This is a genomic window from Nocardia sp. BSTN01 (assembly GCF_015354405.1).
GTDB lineage: Bacteria > Actinomycetota > Actinomycetes > Mycobacteriales > Mycobacteriaceae > Nocardia.
Genome location: NZ_JADKYP010000017.1, coordinates 118,722 through 133,271, shown reverse-complemented (window position 1 = coordinate 133,271; position 14,550 = coordinate 118,722). Strand labels below are relative to the sequence as shown.

Sequence of the window (14,550 nt, the reverse complement as noted above, 5' to 3'; positions counted from 1 at the left end):
GCTGTTCGCCTCGCATCACTGGCCGACCTGGGGAACCGAGAATCTCACGGAATTCCTTGCGCTGCAGCGTGATCTGTACGGTTATCTGCACGACCAGACGTTGCGGGCGCTGAACAAGGGCGCCGTCGGCATCGAAATCGCCGAGTCCATCGAACTACCACCGGCCCTCGCCGCGGCCTGGCACACGCACGGCTATTACGGTTCGGTCAGCCACAATGTGAAGGCGATCTATCAGCGCTACATGGGCTGGTTCGAAGGTAACCCGGCCACCCTGTGGGAGCATCCGCCGACCGAATCGGCGAAGCGGCACGTCGACTTCATGGGCGGCGCCGAGCAGGTGCTGACGAAGGCGCGCGACTCGTTCGCCGCCGGCGATTTCCGTTGGGTGGCACAGGTTCTCAATTACGTGATATTCGCCGACCCCGGCAATCGCGAGGCGCGGGCACTGCAGGCCGACACCTTCGAACAGCTCGGCTACGGTTCGGAGAACGGTACCTGGCGCAACTTCTTCCTGATGGGCGCCTACGAGTTGCGCCACGGATCGGTCGGCACGCCGACCGTCGCGGACGCACCCGATATCGCCGCCGCGCTCACGGTGGAACAGCTCTTCGACGCCATCGCGCTGCGAATCGACGGTCCCAAGGCATGGTCGGCCGATATCACCATCGACTGGACGATCTCCGACCTGGATCTCGTGCATCGCACCCAGCTTCGCAACGGCGTCCTCGTCCACTACGACGTGCGCGCCGATATGCCCGCTCCGGATGTCACGTTCACCCTGTCCGACGCCGATCTGCATGGGGCGCTGCTCGGCGCGAAGGATATGCAGCAGCTGATCACCGACGGCGCGGTCACCGTCGACGGCGATGTGTCGAAGCTGATCGAACTGGTCGGCTATCTCGACGCGCCCGACCCCGACTTCGCCATCGTGACGCCGTAGCGAGCGTCGGCGGCCGCTGCTGTCACCGGCCGGTCACAGCTGTTCCAGATTGCGAGTCGCCGGTCCCTCCAACAGTTTTCCGTCGTGGGTGAAGCGCGAGCCGTGCAGCGGGCAATCCCACGAGCGCTCGGCGTCGTTCCAGTTCAGGATGCCGTACAGGTGTGGGCAGATCGGCGACACAGTCGAGGTGGTGCCGTCGACTGTGCAGACCCCGACGGGGCGGATGCCGCGCCGCTCCACCCGGCCCTCGCCCTCGGCGGGGGTGCCACCGCCGCCGAACGCCGCGCTCAGCCAGCCGGTCGTCAGATGCCGTGCGACTTGGAGATTCATCGACGCGGCCTTGGCCAGCCCGGTCACTTCGCTGCCGCGCCAGGTGCGATACGCCTGCGCCCACGGCTGATGGCCGCCGAGCGCGGTGCCGGCCAGCGCGAGACCCGCCGCCACCGCGTTGGTCATTCCCCATTTCGCGTAGCCGGTGGCGACGAGGATGTGATCGCTGCCCGGAAGCAGCGGCCCGGCGTAGGGCAGCTGGTCGATGGCCGAATAGTCCTGGGCCGACCAGCGGTGGGTCAGCTCGGCATCGGGGAAGTGCGTGCGCGTCCAGTTGTACATGTCGGCGACGTGGGCCATCGGCGATCGGGTACGGCCCACCACATGCCCGCTGCCGCCGACGAGCAGCAGATCCTCACCGCCGTGCGGGGCGTAGCGCAGTGACCGCGTGGGCTGGTCGGCGGACAGGTACATGTCGTGCGGGAATTCGCCGGGCACCCGGAACGCGGCCGCGTAGGAGCGGTGGGGCTCGAGCCGCGCGAAGTATCCGCCGCGATCGAGAATCGGTGTGCCCGTGGCCAAGACGACGGTCCCGGCGCGGATATCGCCGCGGTCGGTCGACACCGTATCGCCGTGGACGGCGTGGACGCGGGTGTGTTCGAAGATCGTCGCACCGTGGCGGCAGGCCTGCAGTATCAGCCCCTCGAGAACGTCCATCGGGTCGAACTGCGCCTGCTCCGCCAGGCGCACGGCGCCGTAGGTGTGGAACGGCAGCACGGTCTCCTCGGACCAGGTGACGTCGAGCCCGGCCTGCTCGCAGGCGCGAAATTCCTTGCGCACCAGGTCTGTTCCGTCCTCGGTGCCGGCGTAGGTGATCGCGTCCGCGTGCTGGGTGGCGATGTCGTTCTCGGCGCAGAACCGCAGCAGCCATTGCTGGCCCTCCAGGTTCGCGTCGACGTAATGGCGCACCGTGCTCGCCGAATGCTTCGCGGTGATCGCCGAGAGGTGGGTGCCCTGCAGCAAGCTGAGCTTGCCGGTGGTGTTACCGGTCGTGACCGCGCCGATCGTACGGCCCTCGAGTACCGCGACCGTGCGCCCGGCGCGGGCGAAGAGCAGGGCGGTCACCAGGCCGGTGAGCCCGGCACCGACGACGACGCAGTCGTACTCCCCGCCTGGTTCCGGGGTTACCGGGACCGAGACGGGCGCTCGATCGAGCCACAGAGATGTCACCGAACCAACCTCCTGTCGTTGCGCGTGTTCCGCCTCGTTACCGAAGGTTGCCCTCTTTGTCCGGCGGCTCGGTCCGTCCCGACCGGTGATTGTGGATCGTGCGGTACAGCAGCACCGCCGCGACCAGGACGATCAAGCCGACGATCACCAGTAGTTCCATACCGAGCCCTTACCCGGGATGGTCGCCTTCAACCCGGTGTCATCGGATCCGCCGCAGCGACAGCGCCAGGCGCGGGCACAGGCTCACCGCATCCCGGGCGGCGGCGGCCGAATCGCTGCCGAGAACCGGGTCCCGGTGGTCGCGGGTGAGCGGAAAGCCCCAGTCGTCGCGGGCGATGGCATGGGGGAGCAATTCGCTGCACAGGCCGCGGCCGTCGCAGCGAGTCCAGTCGATGTGCAGGCGCCAGGCGGGCGCGTCGGGTGCGGTCACAGAGCGGCTCCCTGGGAACGGGCACGGCAGCGACCGTGCCGGTGGCGGTCGATTTCCCCGGCGAAGACGGTCAGCGCGGACCGCGCCAGCCGCGCGGTTCCGTCGGGGTGGTGGCAGGCGCCGCGGCCGTCGACCAGCTCGGCGATGCGGGCGATGTCGCGCGGCCGGGTGGGCGCCCCCGCCGCCAGTTCGCCGACGGTCCGGGCCAGCTGCGGTAAGCCGTTGCGGCACGGACCGCACTGTCCGGCGCTCTGGGCGGCGAGGTAGGCGGTGATGTCGGCGGTGACCCGCAACCCGCATTCGTCGTGGCGGAGTACACGAATCACGCCGGCGCCGGGTGTCGCGTGCCAGTGGCGCAATGCTGTCCGGGACAACGCCGCGCCGGGAAGCGCGGCGCCGGGCAGCCAGGCGCCGTGATATCCGCCGACCAGGACCGCTTGGACCTCGGCCGGATCGGTACGTCCGAACCGCTGGATCACCTCGGTCAGACCGGTGCCGAGGGGAATCTCGACGACACCGGCGGTGGTGGTTCCGGACAGGGTGACCAGCATGGTGCCGGGTTCGTCGGGGGTTCCGGCGGTGCGGAACCAGGTTGACCCGAATCGGGCCAGCAGCGCCAGATGGGCGAGAGTCTCCACGTTCTGCACCAGCGCCGGGCGGCCGTTCAGCCCGGAGCGGGAGGTGCTGACCGGCTGGTCCCGCGGGATCGGCGCGCGACCGGCCAGCCGCTCGAGGAGCGCGCTCTTCTCCCCGGCCAGGAAGGTGTCGGCGGCGGGCGTGAGATCCACCCGCCGCGTGTCGTAGCCCGTGGACCGCCGCTCGGCGAGGGCGTGACGGATCGGGTCGAGCAGCCGTTGCGGGGCGTACAGATGGCAGCGCTGCGCCCCTACGGCGGCGGCCGCCACGGACAGGCCGTCGAGAACGAGATGCGGTGCGCGCCAGAGCAATACGGCATCCTTGTCGCTGGCGGGTTCGCCCTCGGCACCGTTGGCGACCACGATCGCGCGCCGCCCGACGGCCACCGCGGCGAGTTTGCGCGCCACCGGGAAGCCCGCGCCTCCGCGACCGGTGAGACCCGCGGCCGACACCACGTCGACGAACTCGCGTCCGACGGCGCGTGCGGGGCCGTACCGCGCCACATGCGCGGAGAGTCCGGGTCCGGTGGCGGCCAGCAGCCGGTCGGTGCCCGTCGGGGCGGGCGGAGTCGTGGGGTTTCCGGTCAGTGTCGTGGTCATCGCCGGCTCCTCTCGGGGACTGCGGTGAATTCGGTGAATCCGAGGCTGAACCGCCAGACGCCGGCGGTGGTGACGGCGAGGACGCACCCGCCGACGAGGGTGAGCATCCAGACCCGGTCGACGTCACTTCCCGAGCCGAGCGTGTGGATCAGCGCCACCGGCCACAGGGCGTAGACCGACCAGTGCACCAGGCGAAAGACGCGGGGGCCCAGGCGATGTCGCAGCAGGGCGGTGATCACGACCACCGCCAGCAGGTCGACGGACAGGGTGCCGAAACCCACCCACAGCGGCCGATAGCCGCCGGTGAACGGCACCACGACGGTCAGCAGCCGTAACTGGGCGTACGGATCGACGAGCAGGGTCAGCACGTGCAGGGCGACGAACGCGGTCGCCGCCAGTGCCGCGCCGCGGTGGAATTCGGCCAGCCCCGCGCGGGGGAGCAGGACGGCCCGCCCCGAGCGGGCGGCGATTCCGGCGACGGCCGCGACGGTCAGCACGATCAGTGCCGTGATGCCGCTGCCGCGGCCGAACGCCCACAGCGCCTGGTCGAATGCGGAGGTGCTCATCATCGAATTCCTTCCGGCTCGTCCGGCCAGCCGCCGAGGGTGAGCACCCGCCCGTCGCGGCCGACCAGCCGGGCCGGGAGCCCGGCGGACCGCAGCCACGGCAGTGCCGCGCGGCCGCGCACCACGGCGGCGGTGGCGGCGGCATTGGCCGCGAGGCAGGATTCGGCGGCCACCGACACCGTGCGCCAGACCGGCTCCGCGGCGCATCCGGTGCGAGGGTCGAGAATGTGGTGCAGCGGGCGTCCCCCGCGAATCCAGCGGCGCCGCACCGTACTCGAGGTGGCGATCGCCGCGCCCGCGGGCATCCGGACGAAGGCGGCGGGCTGGGTCGCGCCGTCCTGGACGAGTACCTGCCAGTGCCCGCCGGGGGCGGGTCCGGCGGTGGCGATGTCGCCGCCCAGGCTCACCAGTACGCCGCAGCCGAGTTCCTCGGCGACCGTGCGCGCACACCGGTCGGCGGCCAGGGCCTTCGCCGTCGCGCCGAAGTCGAGCCGCATCCCGGCGGGCAGCGTCACCGCGCGCGGAGACCGGATCACCTGCGACCAGTCGGGTCGCGGGGTGACGCGCAGCGCGACGACTGCCGGCCCGGTGGTGATCTGCGTGAAATCGCGGTCGTAGCCGAGGTTTTCGAGGTCGGCGCCGATCGTCGGATCGACGTCGCCGTCGGTGTCGCGGGCGACGGTCAGGGCAGCGTCGAGATATTCGTCGAACAACGCGCTGACCGCGACCGGGCGGCCGGGCGTCAGTGTGCCGATTTCCGAATCGGCGCGAAACCGGTTGCAGGCGTGGTCGACTCGATCGAGGTGGGCGTCGACGAGGCGGCGCGCGTCGGCGAGCGCAGCCGGGTCGGTGACGACGAGGCGAGCGGTGGTGCTCCACAGCTCCCATTCGGCTGCGGCGGTCACCGCCGCGTGGACCGAGGTCACGAGCCGCTCGAGCGCGCGTGTGCGGTGCCCGAGCCGGGGCTCAGCTCGGGAACGCTGCCCGAGGTGCCGGACGACTGATCGGTGTTGCCGGTTCCTGTGCCGGTGTCGCCACCGGTGTTGTCGGTGATGGTTGTGCCGGTCGCCGCGGCGGGCTGGTTGTCGGCGTACGCGACGACCGCCGCCGTCGTGGTGCCGACGGCGCCGACGGCCACGAGTATCCCGGCCGCGGTCCGGCCCAGACGGCGGTTCGGATGTGACGTTCCCATATCGGTCACCTGCTCGTTCGGTGCTGCGCCGACGCGTGTCGGCCCTCTCTGAAAGGCCAGCATGCGGACCGAGGCTGGGTGCCGGCTGTGTGTCGGCAATGAGTTGCCGAGGCGGCGACCGTGAGCGGAAGATCAGCTGAAACTGCGGCGATAACTGTGCGGGCTGACGCCGGTGGTGCGTTTGAAACGCTCCCGGAAGGCGGTGGGCGAACCGAAGCCGACCTGGGCGCCGATGCGTTCGACGGAATGGGCGGTGGATTCCAGCAGATGCTGGGCGCGGCGGATGCGGGCGCGATGCAGCCACTGCAGCGGCGTGGTGCCGGTGTGCTCGCGGAAGCGGCGAATGAGGGTGCGGGTACTGACGCCGGCGCGTGCGGCGATCTCGTCGAGGGACAGGTCGGCGGCCAGATTGGTTTCCAGCCAGTTCAGCAGCGGCTCGAGGTCGGAGCCGCGGGGCGTGGGCGCGAAGCCGTGGACGATGAATTGTGCTTGTCCGCCTTCGCGTTCCAGCGGCATCACCGAGAGCCGGGCGGTGTCGGCGGCCACCGCGGAACCGTAGTCGCGGCGGATCATGTGCAGGCACAGGTCCAGCGCCGCGGCAGCACCGGCCGAGGTGAGGATTTGGCCGTTGTCGACGTAGAGCACATCCGGGTCGACCTCGACGGCTGGATACGCGGCCGCCAGTTCGGCGGCGGCGATCCAGTGCGTGGTGGCGCGCAGCCCGTCGAGCAGGCCGGTGGCGGCCAGCGGGAAGGTGCCCGAGCAGATGGAGGCGATGCGTGTCCCGTTCGCGGCGGCGGTGCGCAGCGCGTCGCGGACCGCCGGTGAAATCGGCGCGGTCGGGTCGGCGGTGCCGGGCACCATGATGGTGTCGGCGTCCGCGAGTCCGGCCAGCCCCCAGGGCGCGCGCAGGGTGAATGCTCCGGCGTCGACCTCCGGTTGTTCGGCGCAGACCCGGACCCGATAACCGGGGCGGCCGTCGGGCAGCCGCGTCCGGCTGAAGGCCTCGATCGGGGCGGCGAGGTCGAAGGAGACCACTCCTTCCAGGGCGAGAACGGCGACGGTGTGCATGGCTGGAACATACCCTGTCGCCCACTGTGACATCCGCCATTCGGCCCCGGAAAGCGCTCTATTCGACCAGGTCATAGCCGCTTTTCTCGGAAATGTCATTTTCCCGTCGAAACCTGTCGAAAATGCCACTGGGATCTGCGGGAGTGCCCGCATACCGTCGGGCCGTGCCCGGGCCGGCCGGGCGGATGCGAAGGGATTTTCATGCATGCCCAGATCGTCCTGTTCGACGGGTTCGATCCGCTCGACGTCATCGCCCCGTACGAGGTGCTCTGTGCCGGCGGGAGCGCATCCGACGGAGCCGTGAGCGTCGAACTGGTTTCGGCGGAAGGGCCGCGAGAGGTGGTGAGCGGCAGCGGCGGGCTGGAGTTGCGCGCCACCGCGGCACTCGATCCGGCGCGACCCGGTGTGGTGCTGATCCCCGGCGCCTCGGGCCGTATCGGTGAGCCGGGGGAGGTGCCGGACCAGGATGCCGGGACCGCCGGCGAGTGGCGCCGCGACGAATTCATCCCGGTTCTCCTCGGCCGCACCCTGACCACCGGCCTGCCCGACCTGCTCCGCGCGGCGATGGCCAACCCGCGGATCACGGTCGCCGCCGTCTGCGGTGGGTCGCTGATTCTCGCCATGGCGGGACTGCTGGAGGGGCGCCCGGCGACCACTCATCACCTGGGACTGGATCTGCTCGATGCCACAGGCGTGCAGGCCGTGGACGCGCGCGTGGTCGACGACGGCGATCTCGTCACCGGCGCGGGCGTCACCTCCGGTCTCGACCTCGGTCTGTATCTGCTCGAACGCGAGATCGGGCCGCGCATCGCCCATGCGGTCGAGCGGCTGTTCGCGCACGAACGCCGCGGCACCGTCTGGCGCCGCCAGGGCCCCGCTCCCGCCACCGTCTGACCCGACCTGCTCGATCCACGACACATCACTCGATCCACGAAACATGAGGAGTAACCGCGTCATGTCCGACGAAGGCATGTGGGATCTGTCCATCTCCACCCCGATCGGCAGGATTGCCGTCGAACTCGAGCTCCATCGCGAGGACGGCACTCTCGTCGGCACGGCAAGCGGTGCGGGCGAACGGGTTTCGCTTCGCGACGTCGTGCTCGACGGTGATCGGCTCACCTGGAATCAGGCCGTCACGTCACCGATGCGATTGAATCTCGCCTTCGCGGTCACGGTGGCGGGCGACACTCTCACCGGCACCGCCAAGGCCGGCCGCCTGCCCGCGTCGAAGGTCACCGGCGTGCGCCGCGGCGGAGCGGAGCGCGCCCGGTGACGAAAGTGCTGCTGTCGCTGCATGTTCTGGCTGCGGTGATCGCGATCGGCCCGGTCGCCGTCGCCGCGAGCATGTTTCCCCCGGCCCTGCGCCGCGCCGCCGGATCGGCGGACGCCACCGCGAATCTGCGCGTGCTGCATCGTATTTGCCGGGTCTATGCCGCCGTCGGCCTCGCGGTCCCGATCTTCGGGCTGGCCACCGGCGCCGCCCTGGGCGTACTCGGGACCGGATGGTTGATCACATCGATCGCCCTCACCGCCGCGGCCGCGGCGATTCTGGCCACGATGATCCTGCCCGACCAACGCGCCGCCCTCACCTCCCTCGCACCCGGTCGCGTCGATGCCACGGCCGCACGCCTGGCCATGTCGGCCGGCATCTTCAATCTGCTGTGGGCGACCGTCGCGGTGCTGATGGTGGTGCGCCCCGGTTCGACCACAGGCGCCTGAACCCCCGGCGTGTCCGGTCGCGACACGACGAGGATTCCGCCGGGTCGGTGCACTGCGGCGCCGGCCGGAATACCGTGGACCTATGCGCGCTGTCGTCCATCTGGTGCTGTTCGCCTGTGGGGTAGTGATGGCGGTCGGAGCGTTCGGGCCGTTCGTCGGGGTCGTGCAGGCCCGCCACATCCGGCTCGTCGACATCCGCGACGGCTTCGCGACCGGAATTCCGCTGGACGGGGTGCAGGCCCAGTCGCCGCAACTGCGCGCGTCCTACACGGTGGTGTTGCTGCTCGTCGCCCTGGTGATGCTGCTTGCCGGGCTGTTCGGCTCGCGGATTCTGGGATGGCTCGCGGTGCTGGCCGGAATCGCGGCGCTCGCGGTCCCGGCCTGGCGACTGAATCAGCGGTTCGACAGCGAGTTGCGCGACGACTATCAACATCTGCTCACCGGCACCTGGGGGCTGTATCTGTTCGGCGGCGCGGTGGTGGTCGCCATCCTCGCGCTGCTCGTGCCGGGTGAGCGGCCTCGCCGCCGGGCTGCCGTGGGTGCGGGGGAGAAGCAGGCCCGCTAGGCGTTCATCGCAACCTCACTGCTCGCTCACAGCTAGCTGTGGAGCTGCACGGGCTGAATAGGCACCGTGACTACATCACTCCTCGAGAATTCGCCGGTGGTACCGCCCGAGCCCGCGAAGTCCGGCGCCGCCCGCAGATTCGGCGGCAGTGCCGTCGAGCGGGCCGGTCTGGCGGTGCTCCTGATCGCGACGGCGGTGATGTACCTGTGGAACATCACCGTCAACGGGATGGGAAACCAGTTCTACGCCGGCGCCGCCTGGGCCGGGTCGAAGAATTGGGAGGCGCTGCTGTTCGGCTCCCTGGATCCGGCCAACTTCATCACCGTCGACAAGCCTCCCGTATCCCAGTGGGTGATGGGGCTTTCCGGCCGCATCTTCGGTTTCTCCAGCGCGAGCCTGCTCGTTCCGCAGGCAGTGATGGCCGTGGCCGCGGTCGCGCTGCTCTACGGCGCGGTCCGGCGGATCACGACGAATCATTGGATGGCGCTGCTGGCGGGAGCGGCGCTGGCATTGACGCCGGTGGCGGCGCTGATGTTCCGGTTCGACAACCCCGACGCGGTGATGGTGCTGCTCATGACGGCCGCCGCCTACGCCACCGTGCGGGCACTGGACCGCGCGTCCACGACCTGGCTGATGCTGGCCGGGGCTGCGCTGGGCTTCGCATTCCTGGCGAAGATGCTCGAGGGGCTGATGGTACTGCCCGCGCTGGGGGTGGCCTATCTGCTCGCCGCTCCGGCATCGCTGCGCAGACGCCTGCTGCAACTGCTCGGCGGGCTCATCGCGCTGCTGGTGTCCAGCGGCTGGTATGTGCTGCTCACGCTGTGGTGGCCGGCCTCGACCCGGCCGTACCTGGCCGGGTCGACCGACAACAACTTCATGAATCTGGTGCTCGGATACAACGGTTTCGCTCGCGTGCTCGGCCGCAATCACGGTGGCGGGGCAGCCCCGGCCCACGATCCCGCCGCGGCGACCCAAGCGGCGGCGCATGCCGGCCCGCCTGCGGGTGCGCGCAACGGATTCGGTGGCTTCGGCGGGCAAGTGCACGGTGTGCAGCGGTTGTTCACCGGTGAATTCGGGTTCGAGATCGGCTGGTTGCTGCCGGCCGCGTTGCTGGCGATGGTGCTGGTGCTCGTCTCGCGCGGTCGCGCGCCGCGCACCGACCGGATGCGTGCGGCCGCCATCGTCTTCGGCGGCTGGATCGTGATCGACGGCGGCGTGCTCAGCTACATGAACGGCATGGTGCATCCGTACTACTGCCTCTCGATCGCCCCGGCGGTCGCCGGAATGTTCGCTGTCGGTATCGCCGAACTGTGGAACCGGCGCGACACCGCGTTCGGCCGATTCGGCACGGCCGCACTGCTCGTGGTGACGGGCGTGTGGAGTGTCGTTCTGCTGCACCGCAACAGCGGCTGGTATCCGGAGCTGCGCTGGACGATTCTGGTGGTGACGCTCATCACCGCGGTGCTGCTGGCGATGCCCTGGACCTATGCGGCGCATCGCCGTCTCGCGGCCGTCGTCCTGACGGCGGGGCTGATCGGGGGCCTGGCGGGCGGTGCGGCCTACTCGTTCGCGACCGTCGCGACCGCGCACTCCGGTGGTGGGCCGACGGTCGGCCCGGCGCAGGCGAACGGGCGTGGCGGCTTCGGTCAGAGCCGTCCGGATCCGCAGCTCTCGGCGATGTTGCGGGCGACGACTGCGACCTGGGCGGCGGCGACCAACGGTTCGTCCGCGGCCGCCGCACTGGAATTGGACAGCGACAGGCCGGTGATGGCGATCGGTGGATTCTCCGGCAGCGACCCGGTGCCGACACTGGCACAGTTCCAGGCCGACGTGAAGGACGGCAAGATCGCCTACTACGTCGTCCAGGCCGACGGCCGCAATCAGAGTCCGGCGGATGCGCGCGAGCAGGGCGTGACCGGCAACCGGAATCCCGGCACGACCGGTCGCGCCGAGGGTGCGACAACAGGCCGGGGTGCGGGCCGGGAGCAGGCGGCACCCGGAAACACGCCGGGGCAGTCGCAGCCGCATACCACCGAGAATGCCGGCGGGCCGGGCGGTTTCGGCCGCAATCAGCACGCCGACATCACCACGTGGGTCACCACCACCTTCCCCGCCCAGCACATCGGCAACGCCACGGTGTACAACCTGAGCGGCTACCGAGGGTAGTAAGACGTCCAAAGGGCTTGGCGGGCAACGTATCCGTTGCCCGCCAAGCCCTGTTCTCGTCGCGCCCCCGCGTCACGGGCGGGTGACGGTCACCAGATTGATCAGTGACTGCTGGCGTCCCTCGGGGCTCTCGGGTGTGTGGCCGAGGCTGCGGATGTAGTCGGGAAGGGAGATGCGTTCGCCGGTCCATCCGCGGTCGGTGAACCAGGCGGTGGCGTCGCTGCGCGGCTCGTTGTAGATCAACTTCACCCACTCCGAGCCGGATTCTCCGTCGGCTGCCAGGGCTTCGGCCGCCTCGGCGGGCAGGGGATCCATCTGTTCGACGGCGGCTCGGCTGCCGGGTGCGCTGAGTGAGTGGACGGTATCGAACAGCTGGTCCTGGGCCGCTGGTGTCACATAGATCAGCAGCCCCTCGATCAGCCACGCGGTCGGCCGATCGGAATCGAAGCCGCTGTCGCGCAAGGCTTTCGGCCAGTCGCCCCGCAGATCGACCGCCACCTCCCGGCGATCCGCGATCGGTTCGCGCCCGGCCTGCGCGACGGTCTCACGCTTGTAGCCGAGGACCTGCGGCCGATCCAGTTCGTACACGGTGCAGCCCGCCAGCGACGGCAGTCGATAGGCCCGCGCGTCCAGGCCCGCCGCGAGCACCACCACCTGCCGGATTCCCGATGCCACGGCGGCATCCAGATAGTCGTCGAAATACCGGGTCCGGAAGAGTTGGTGCTGCTGGAACGGGATGCCGAAATCGGTTGTCAGCAAAGGATGTTCGGGCAGACGCCCGGCCAGCAGATCCGCCCATTCGCCGCCGGCCGCCGAGACGAACAGCTCGGCGAGCGGGTCCCGAGCCGGGGCGTCGGCCGCGCGTCCGCCCAGGGCGCGGGCTGCCGCGACGAACAAGGCCGTGGATCCGACACCGGTGTTGATATCCCAGGAATCCTCGTCGGTACGCATGATCGCCAACCTACCCACCGGGCCGGGCACGGCCGGGACCCCGCGCCGCACCCGCGCCAATCCGCCACGAAACCGCCGCCACCACGTGTTTCCCGCCATCCGACGTGGGTTCCCGGCGGAGAACGCTCTCGTACTTCGCGCGCAGAAGTGCTCACCACGGCGGGGCCGTCAGAGGCTCTGCGATCGAACATCGCGGCGATGACTACGTCCGCACGCGGTCCAGCAGTTCGGCGGTCGCCTCCCACAGGCGGCGCTCCCGGTCGCGATCGTGGGCGATGGGCTGCACCTCGGTGAGCCGGGTCTTCACCACGAACGCACCGTCGCGCAGGTGTGCCCATGTGTCGTCGAGGGCGACCGAGGCCAGAAGCGGTCCCGAGCGTTGCGGTGTCGATACGCCGGGGAGCCGGCCGAGAACGCGGCCGATCGCTCGCACCGGAGCGGGGGCGCCGCGGCCGAGTGCGGTACCGGGCATCCATCCCGGTTCGAAGACCGAGACGTTGATCCCGGGGCCGGCGTGGCGCTGTAGTTCGTGGGCGTAGTAGAGGATCGCCAGCTTGGCATTGGAGTAGGCGACACCCGACGCGGTCATGCCGGGGACGTGGTCGCCGGTGGCCGGGCGAGCGAGGTCGAGGGGATCGGCCCAGTCGGCCTCCGCGACATTGAGCACTCTGCGCCAGAAATTGGCGTGGTAGGTGTTCGATCCGAGCAGCACCACCCGCGCCGGCGCGGTGAACGCGTCGAGAAGGTCGCCGATGAGCTGGGCGTGGGCCAGGTAGTTGACGGCGAAGGTCGTCTCGTAACCGTCGCGTGTGGCCTGCCGGGTGTCGGCGGACATGGTGCCGGCATTGGCGATCAGCGCGCGCAGCGGTCGCACGGCACCGGCGGCGAGGAGTTCGCGCACGGTGGTTGCGGCGGCGCGCACATCGGTGAGATCCGCCAGGTCGCAACCGATTTCGCGGACCCGGGCGCCCCGCGCGCGGGCCTGCTCGGCGACCTCGGTCAGATCCCGCCCGGCGCGGCCGACCAGGAGAAGATCGGGACGCTGCCCCTCCGGTCTGGCGGCCATGGCCAGTGCGGTGGCGCGGCCCAGATTGCGGGTCGGGCCGGTGATGAGAACAGTTCCGGTTTCGGTCATGTCCCCAGCCTGCGGGCCGGGCCGCACCGTAGGCAGTCGTCCGGTTGTCGTAGGACTGCCAGGGCCAGGACACGCCCGCGGCGGTTCGCGCAGACTGGAGTGCGTGGAAACGTGGGAATTCGGCCGGACGGTGCGCCGGTGGCGCGACCGGGTGGCGCCCGAGGCCGTCGGTGTGCCGGTGGGGCCCCGCCGCCGCGCCGCCGGACTGCGCCGGGAGGAGCTGGCCGCGCTCGCCGGCATCTCCGCCGATTACCTCACCCGCCTCGAACAGGGGCGCGCGACCGCGCCGTCGGCGCAGGTGGTGGAGGCATTGGCCCGAGCCCTGCGCGTGTCGGACAGCGAACGCGATGTGCTCTACCGGCTCGCCGGGCACGCCGCGCCCGGACCGGATGTGGTGCCCTCGCGCGTCACCGCGAGTGTGCACCGGGTGCTCGACCGGTTGTCGCACACGCCGGTGGTCGTCTACGACGCCAGTTGGACGCTCGTACTGGCCAACGCGCCCTACAACGCGCTGCTGGGCGACACCACCTCCTGGCGCGGTCTGGAACGCAATGCGGTGTGGCGCAACATCACTCGCATGCCGACCCGGGTCGTGCACTCCGAGCGGGAGCAGGCCGAACACGAGGCCAGGCTGGTGGCCGATCTGCGCTTGACCGCCTCGCGCTATCCCGCCGATCGGGCGCTGCGACGCCTGATCGCCGACCTCGGCGCAGCGGGTGCGCGTTTCACCGAACTCTGGAACGCCGAGCCGCCGCCCGCGCCGGATCCGTCGCGGCGCAAGACGATCGACCACCCGGCGGTCGGCCTGATCACCCTCGACTGCGACACCCTGTTCGTCGCTCTCGACGATCTGCGCATTTCCGTCTACACGGCCGAGCCCGGCACCGAGGATGCCGCGCGGCTCGACCTGGCGATCGTGCTGGGCACGCAATCGCTGACACCATAACGCCATGGCCGCGGGGCCCGGTTTCACGACCATCCGCCGGTCCGATGCTCGCCCGAAAGGCGAGTGGTGAATTATCCGTGGCCGCACGAAACCTAATTAGAGTAGGATGAATCCTAAGGTGGTTAGGATTGGAG

General features: G+C 70.3%; 17 protein-coding genes. 7 read left to right on the top strand and 10 right to left on the bottom strand.

Features of this window, described 5'->3' with window-relative positions; translation table 11 throughout:
- A partial coding sequence (locus IRT45_RS16790) for an alkyl sulfatase dimerization domain-containing protein (RefSeq protein WP_194806777.1) occupies positions 1–940 on the top strand: 940 nt, incomplete at its 5' end.
- A 33-nt stretch (positions 941–973) separates the two neighbouring features.
- Here the strand turns inward: IRT45_RS16790 and IRT45_RS16785 are convergent.
- From IRT45_RS16785 to IRT45_RS16750, 8 genes are all read right to left on the bottom strand, one after another.
- A complete protein-coding gene (locus IRT45_RS16785) occupies positions 974–2,440 on the bottom strand; it encodes an FAD-dependent oxidoreductase (protein WP_194806776.1) in 1,467 nt (488 codons plus the stop codon).
- Positions 2,441–2,477: 37 nt separating this feature from the next.
- A complete protein-coding gene (locus IRT45_RS37495; RefSeq protein WP_194806775.1) occupies positions 2,478–2,600 on the bottom strand; it encodes a FeoB-associated Cys-rich membrane protein in 123 nt (40 codons plus the stop codon).
- A 39-nt stretch (positions 2,601–2,639) separates the two neighbouring features.
- Positions 2,640–2,870: a ferredoxin gene (locus IRT45_RS16775; protein WP_194806774.1), complete on the bottom strand. Its 231-nt coding sequence runs from the start codon at positions 2,868–2,870 to the stop codon at positions 2,640–2,642.
- On the bottom strand, positions 2,867–4,105 hold the full coding sequence (locus IRT45_RS16770) for an NADH-ubiquinone oxidoreductase-F iron-sulfur binding region domain-containing protein (RefSeq protein ID WP_194806773.1): 1,239 nt from the start codon (positions 4,103–4,105) through the stop codon (positions 2,867–2,869). Before IRT45_RS16770 ends, IRT45_RS16775 begins: the two co-directional genes overlap by 4 nt.
- Entirely contained in the window at positions 4,102–4,671 is a 570-nt protein-coding gene (locus IRT45_RS16765; RefSeq protein WP_194806772.1) for a ferric reductase-like transmembrane domain-containing protein, read from the bottom strand. Before IRT45_RS16765 ends, IRT45_RS16770 begins: the two co-directional genes overlap by 4 nt.
- Entirely contained in the window at positions 4,671–5,597 is a 927-nt protein-coding gene (locus tag IRT45_RS16760; protein WP_194806771.1) for an FAD:protein FMN transferase, read from the bottom strand. Before IRT45_RS16760 ends, IRT45_RS16765 begins: the two co-directional genes overlap by 1 nt.
- Positions 5,594–5,863: a hypothetical protein gene (locus IRT45_RS16755; RefSeq protein WP_194806770.1), complete on the bottom strand. Its 270-nt coding sequence runs from the start codon at positions 5,861–5,863 to the stop codon at positions 5,594–5,596. Before IRT45_RS16755 ends, IRT45_RS16760 begins: the two co-directional genes overlap by 4 nt.
- A 132-nt stretch (positions 5,864–5,995) precedes the next feature.
- Positions 5,996–6,934 (bottom strand): GlxA family transcriptional regulator, encoded by a 939-nt coding sequence (locus IRT45_RS16750; RefSeq protein ID WP_194806769.1) that lies wholly within the window; start codon positions 6,932–6,934, stop codon positions 5,996–5,998.
- A gap of 201 nt (positions 6,935–7,135) precedes the next feature.
- Here IRT45_RS16750 and IRT45_RS16745 point away from each other — a divergent pair, with 201 nt between their 5' ends.
- The 5 genes from IRT45_RS16745 (at position 7,136) to IRT45_RS16725 (ending at position 11,384) form a co-directional block, all read left to right on the top strand.
- On the top strand, positions 7,136–7,828 hold the full coding sequence (locus IRT45_RS16745) for a DJ-1/PfpI family protein (RefSeq protein ID WP_194806768.1): 693 nt from the start codon (positions 7,136–7,138) through the stop codon (positions 7,826–7,828).
- Positions 7,829–7,889: 61 nt separating this feature from the next.
- Complete coding sequence (locus IRT45_RS16740; protein WP_194806767.1) at positions 7,890–8,207, top strand: hypothetical protein; 318 nt, start codon at positions 7,890–7,892, stop codon at positions 8,205–8,207.
- The gene (locus tag IRT45_RS16735; protein WP_194806766.1) at positions 8,204–8,653 is read left to right on the top strand and encodes a hypothetical protein; all 450 of its coding nucleotides are present in this window, start codon (positions 8,204–8,206) and stop codon (positions 8,651–8,653) included. The genes IRT45_RS16740 and IRT45_RS16735 overlap by 4 nt, the downstream gene beginning before the upstream one ends.
- Before the next feature lie 82 nt (positions 8,654–8,735).
- Positions 8,736–9,218 (top strand): hypothetical protein, encoded by a 483-nt coding sequence (locus IRT45_RS16730; protein WP_194806765.1) that lies wholly within the window; start codon positions 8,736–8,738, stop codon positions 9,216–9,218.
- 66 nt (positions 9,219–9,284) lie between these two features.
- The gene (locus tag IRT45_RS16725; protein WP_375540106.1) at positions 9,285–11,384 is read left to right on the top strand and encodes a glycosyltransferase family 39 protein; all 2,100 of its coding nucleotides are present in this window, start codon (positions 9,285–9,287) and stop codon (positions 11,382–11,384) included.
- A gap of 72 nt (positions 11,385–11,456) precedes the next feature.
- Here IRT45_RS16725 and IRT45_RS16720 read toward each other — a convergent pair whose 3' ends face one another.
- Complete coding sequence (locus IRT45_RS16720) at positions 11,457–12,335, bottom strand: SAM-dependent methyltransferase (RefSeq protein WP_194806764.1); 879 nt, start codon at positions 12,333–12,335, stop codon at positions 11,457–11,459.
- Between the two features lie 202 nt (positions 12,336–12,537).
- Positions 12,538–13,470, bottom strand: a complete 933-nt coding sequence (locus IRT45_RS16715) for an SDR family NAD(P)-dependent oxidoreductase (protein WP_194806763.1) — start codon at positions 13,468–13,470, stop codon at positions 12,538–12,540.
- Positions 13,471–13,573: 103 nt separating this feature from the next.
- Between IRT45_RS16715 and IRT45_RS16710 the strand changes: the two genes are divergently transcribed.
- On the top strand, positions 13,574–14,416 hold the full coding sequence (locus IRT45_RS16710; protein WP_194806762.1) for a helix-turn-helix transcriptional regulator: 843 nt from the start codon (positions 13,574–13,576) through the stop codon (positions 14,414–14,416).
- Positions 14,417–14,550: the final 134 nt, after the last annotated feature.

Bases quoted from the DNA above. Each gene is read 5' to 3' on its own strand.
- IRT45_RS37495 (WP_194806775.1), bottom strand. From the start codon at position 2,600: ATGGAACTACTGGTGATCGTCGGCTTGATCGTCCTGGTCGCGGCGGTG.
- IRT45_RS16770 (WP_194806773.1), bottom strand. From the start codon at position 4,105: ATGACCACGACACTGACCGGAAACCCCACGACTCCGCCCGCCCCGACG.
- IRT45_RS16765 (WP_194806772.1), bottom strand. From the start codon at position 4,671: ATGAGCACCTCCGCATTCGACCAGGCGCTGTGGGCGTTCGGCCGCGGC.
- IRT45_RS16755 (WP_194806770.1), bottom strand. From the start codon at position 5,863: ATGGGAACGTCACATCCGAACCGCCGTCTGGGCCGGACCGCGGCCGGG.
- IRT45_RS16750 (WP_194806769.1), bottom strand. From the start codon at position 6,934: ATGCACACCGTCGCCGTTCTCGCCCTGGAAGGAGTGGTCTCCTTCGAC.
- IRT45_RS16745 (WP_194806768.1), top strand. From the start codon at position 7,136: ATGCATGCCCAGATCGTCCTGTTCGACGGGTTCGATCCGCTCGACGTC.
- IRT45_RS16740 (WP_194806767.1), top strand. From the start codon at position 7,890: ATGTCCGACGAAGGCATGTGGGATCTGTCCATCTCCACCCCGATCGGC.
- IRT45_RS16730 (WP_194806765.1), top strand. From the start codon at position 8,736: ATGCGCGCTGTCGTCCATCTGGTGCTGTTCGCCTGTGGGGTAGTGATG.
- IRT45_RS16720 (WP_194806764.1), bottom strand. From the start codon at position 12,335: ATGCGTACCGACGAGGATTCCTGGGATATCAACACCGGTGTCGGATCC.
- IRT45_RS16715 (WP_194806763.1), bottom strand. From the start codon at position 13,470: ATGACCGAAACCGGAACTGTTCTCATCACCGGCCCGACCCGCAATCTG.